Here is a 329-nt window from a genome sequence, read left to right as displayed (position 1 = left end):
GTGGAGACCACCCGGATCGAGGGCCGCAGCGGCGTCTGGGTGCTGGGCGACAGCATCCCGGACGCGGTGGTGGACCCGTCACAGGTGGTGGACATCGGCAAACTCACGCTGCGGATGGTCCACCCCGACAGTGGTGAAACGAGCTTCCGGCCCCTGGTCGTCGCCAGCTGCCACGCGAGCTACAGCGACCCCGTGCACCGCGAACACCAGGCCCGCTTCTTCGCGGGCTTCCTGGCCGAGCCCGCACCGGCCGCCGCCGCGCTGCTCGCGGTCGCCGACGTCGCCGCCGCCCGCTACTACCAGCCGCAGCTGCGCGCCTCGCTCGACCC

1 pseudogene is annotated in these 329 nt (G+C 72.9%); it reads left to right on the top strand.

The annotated features are described in order from the left end of the window. A pseudogene (locus PUR61_RS02960) lies at nt 1-329 on the top strand (hypothetical protein); the annotation flags it as partial.

The organism is Streptomyces sp. BE20, from assembly GCF_036322525.1.
Lineage (GTDB): Bacteria > Actinomycetota > Actinomycetes > Streptomycetales > Streptomycetaceae > Kitasatospora.
This window is presented reverse-complemented; position numbering and strand designations above follow the sequence as displayed.